Genomic DNA, 3,175 nt, shown 5'->3' on the forward strand with positions numbered 1-3,175 from the left:
GTTGTGGACGATCTGCGCGCGCAGGCTCGGGATGACCGGCGCAGCATGCTCCTCGAAGGAGTCGATCGCGCGCTCGACCATCGCCCGCCGACTCGGATCAGTGATGTGCGCCATCATCGGCCGTGTCTTGGCGACCTTGCGGATGTCCCAGAGCAGGTCGTTGCCGGCGGCCGGATGGAAGAAGCCGCGCAGCGCCCGGCTGAGGCGGGCGAGGAAGATGCCCAGATTGCGATCCTGCGCCTCGGAAGTCGGCGAGCGCGACAGCAACTGACCGGACAGATAGGTCACCAGCCGGATAATGCGCGGCGCCGATCCAGCGACGCTGACCGCGAACTGCGCTTCATCCTCGATGCTTTTGCGCACCGAGGGAACCGGCAAGGTGGGGTCGACCGCAAGGATGTGGTCGAGCGCCTTGTTCTGGAAGTCGGTGAAGCCAGCTTCTTCCGCCGGATGGGAGATCTTCAGGACGAACTCGCCCTCGCCGTCGGTCTGAATATGGAAATTGTGGTCGCGTTCGCCAGGCAGCGGACGCGCGGTGCCGGTCAGCCCGTAGTGCCGGCGCAGGATGGCGAGGGCGTCGGCCGTGGAGACACCCGGTGCGTCCTCGGCGAGTGTTTCGCCGAACGCATCGGGCACCGCCGCATTCATGGCTTAGCCTCGATAGGTTCGAGGCCACACCAGTCGGCGATGAACAGCGCGATCGTCTGGGTGACCTTGCGCACCGAGTCGAGATCGACGGCCTCGTCATAGCCATGCGGCATGCGGCAGATCGGGCCGTAGACGATCGCCGGCGTGTCGGCATAGAGGCCGAAGAAACGTGCATCGGTGGTCGCCGAGGTGACGTGTTCCGTCAGCGGCTCGCCCCACACGGCGGTATGGCTGCGGCGCAGCACCGCTTCCATCTCGTCGGCGCCCTCCAGCACATAGCCCTCGGCCATGAAGCCATTGTAGGTCATCTTGGGTGGTCGGTTGGCCAGGAACGGATCGGCGCGCGCCGCATCGGCAATGCAGGCCTCGAGCTCGGCCCTGGCGTCTTCGAGCCTCTGGCCGGGATAGGTGGCGACGCGCATCTCGAAGACACAGCGCGCCGGAACGCTCGATGTCCACTCGCCGCCTTCGATCTTGCCGAGGTTGAAGCGGATCGGATGCGGGTGATCATGGAAATGCGGATCATCGACCTTGCGCGCGTTCCAGACGATTTCGAGCTGCTTCAGCGCCTGGATGATGACGAAGGCTTTTTCAATGGCATTGGCGCCGGCCGAAAATGCACCCGACGCATGCTGCGGATCGCCGTCGACCTCGACCCTGAACCAGATCGGCCCGACCTGCGCCCGCATCAGCCGCGGCTCCAGCGGCTCGGGAATGAAGGCGGCGTCGGCGCGGTAGCCGCGCTGCAGGCATGCAAGCGCGCCATTGCCGGTGCATTCCTCCTCGACCACCGACTGGAGATACACGTTCGCGGCCGGCTGATAGCCAAGGCTACGCAAGGCGCTCAGCGCATAGAGGCAGGCGGACAGGCCGGCCTTCATGTCGCCGGCGCCGCGGCCATGCATCCAGCCATCCTCGATCGCCGGATCGTAGGGATCGCGGACCCAGCGGTCGAGCGGTCCGGTCGGAACGACATCGATATGGCCGTTGAGGATCAGCGAGCGGCCGGTCGCGTTTCGCGGCGTGTGGGTAGCAACGACGTTGAAGGCATCGTCGTAAGAGACCGCCACGGGGGAAAAACCCGGCAGGTCGCGAATCACGTCGACATCGACGCGCCACATGTCGACCGCGTAGCCATCCGCCTCGTAGGCGGCGGCCATAAACGACTGCGCGGGGTGTTCCTCGCCACGTTGGGAGGGAAAGCGCACGAGGTCTTGCAGAAACGCGACCTGTCGGGCGAAGCCATCATCGACTGCGCTCAGAATGGCCTCATCCGCAATCCGCTTAGGCATCATATTTCACTTTCATCTGGATGGTGTATCATATCTCATATGCCATTCCTGTGAAATGCAAGAGGCATGCGCGCCAAACTTTCAGTCCAGGACTTGCCGTTCGATGCTGCCATGGTCTTGGGGGAGTTGGCATCGGATGCAGCAAGCCGATACTGCTATCTCTGGAAGACATGACGAGGAATGCGTTGATCACAGAAGACACGATGCCCGCCGAAATCACCGATCTCGCCATTGGCTACCATCGCCTGCCGGCTGGCAAGCTTGCCAATGCGGTGACCTGGATGGAAGCGCGTACGCCGCAGCCGGATCTCGCGCGCCCTTTGGGCATGACACGGATCACGACGCCCGACTGCGTTTCCTACCGGGCGATCTTTCTCAAGATCGGCGCACCCTGGCTGTGGGACCGCGTTTCCGAAATGTCCGATGCCGAAATCACCGAGCATTTCGCCGACCCGCGCCAGCATCTCTACTACGGCCATGATGAAACCGGCGCGCATCTCGGCATGGTCGAGTTCTTCGCCGCCGACAATAACGAGATCGAGATCACCTATTTCGGCCTGTTCCCGTCCCTGACCGGCCGCGGTTTCGGCAAACGGCTGATGGCCGGGGCACTGGAGCTCGCATGGCGTCTCAACCCGAGCCGCATCTGGCTGCATACAAGCAGCTTCGATCATCACAGCGTCATCGGATTCTACAGCGCCTGCGGGTTCGTGCCCTTCGCTACCGGATTTGAGATCGTCGACGATCCCCGTATCAAGGGAACCTTGCCGCGCGATGCCGCACCGCAAATTCCGCTGATCGAAGCGGAGTGGAGCGGCTGCGGCGACTCTCCCCCAGAGAGCTACAGGCTGTGCGGACCTAGATGAGAACAGCTCCGCAATCCGTCAGCCAAGCGTCGCCGCACCATCGCCGATGGGTGCGCCGCGAGACCATTCTGTCGACGCTGGCGCGTCATATCGACACGCGCATCGTGCTGTTCGCCGCGCCCGCCGGCTTCGGCAAATCGACGACGATGGCGCAATGGGCTGCGGAAATCGCACGCCACGGCAGGCTGACGGCATGGCTGTCCTGCGAGGCGACGGACAATGATGAGGGCGCCTTCCTATCGCATCTGGTGGGCGCGCTGCGCCATCTGGTCCAGAGCCCGGCGGAACTCGACCTTGCCTTCCAGTCGAGCCCCATCCCGCAGCTCGATGTCGTGCTCGCGGCACTTGTGGCGGGTCTGGCGGCGCGCG

Annotated in this window: 3 protein-coding genes and 1 pseudogene; 2 read left to right on the forward strand and 2 right to left on the reverse strand. The window is 63.9% G+C overall.

Features of this window, described 5'->3' with window-relative positions; genetic code table 11:
• Both EN994_RS24265 and EN994_RS24270 read right to left on the reverse strand, forming a co-directional pair.
• The coding region (locus EN994_RS24265; RefSeq protein ID WP_164746134.1) for a phosphotransferase at positions 1 to 648 on the reverse strand (648 nt) is incomplete at its 3' end.
• Positions 645 to 1,940 (reverse strand): ArgE/DapE family deacylase, encoded by a 1,296-nt coding sequence (locus tag EN994_RS24270; protein WP_063170179.1) that lies wholly within the window; start codon positions 1,938 to 1,940, stop codon positions 645 to 647. The genes EN994_RS24270 and EN994_RS24265, both read right to left, overlap by 4 nt.
• A 203-nt stretch (positions 1,941 to 2,143) precedes the next feature.
• On the opposite strand from EN994_RS24270, the gene EN994_RS24275 reads away from it, so the two are divergent.
• The gene (locus EN994_RS24275) at positions 2,144 to 2,806 is read left to right on the forward strand and encodes a GNAT family N-acetyltransferase (RefSeq protein ID WP_244514272.1); all 663 of its coding nucleotides are present in this window, start codon (positions 2,144 to 2,146) and stop codon (positions 2,804 to 2,806) included.
• A pseudogene (locus tag EN994_RS24280) lies at positions 2,803 to 3,175 on the forward strand (LuxR family transcriptional regulator); the annotation flags it as partial. The gene EN994_RS24275 and the pseudogene EN994_RS24280, both read left to right, overlap by 4 nt.

The organism is Mesorhizobium sp. M7A.F.Ca.CA.002.09.1.1, from assembly GCF_003998555.1.
In the GTDB taxonomy this organism is placed as follows: Bacteria; Pseudomonadota; Alphaproteobacteria; order Rhizobiales; family Rhizobiaceae; genus Mesorhizobium; species Mesorhizobium ciceri.